Below are 604 nucleotides of genomic sequence, written 5' to 3' on the forward strand. Positions count from 1 at the left end.
TTTATCTTCAATCGATTTTTCGACTTTAACCAGACGTTTAATTCCATAACGAATGGTTTTATAACGTTCATTCTTACATTCCTTACTGGTTAAAAACACAAACAGCTTCAATCGTGCTTTTTAGTACGTTATAAATGACTTAACGAATGGCAATAAAACGTTTAGCTAAATCAGTGACCGTTATTTTTTCTTTTGCTATATCTCTTGTCTATGATAAGGCGTTAATTTTGTTTTTTTATGTATATTTATTACAGTATTTTTTTAATCACTGTAAACAATGTGAGTAAATTTTATATATTTCTAATTAATCACTTTTCTTAATAATTAAATTAATGTTATATTTACAATATATTTACAAGAAATCTAATCATTTCATTTACTTTAAAAAGTTATGTTGTTTAGTTTATAGTTATTTTAATTTTTTTGTGAATAGGTAATATTAGTATTTTATGTTTTTAAAAGCGCAATATTTACTCGTATTTTCACAAAACGTAATTAGTTAATAAAAGAACTTTAATAAATTTTATTATATAAAATCATAGGGTTAAGTGATGAAAAAATTGCAATATGGACGAAGAAATGATATAATTAATAGTAAGGTACA

Origin of the sequence: Gilliamella sp. (assembly GCF_024104075.1) — a bacterium.
GTDB classification, from domain to species: Bacteria; Pseudomonadota; Gammaproteobacteria; order Enterobacterales; family Orbaceae; genus Gilliamella; species Gilliamella bombi.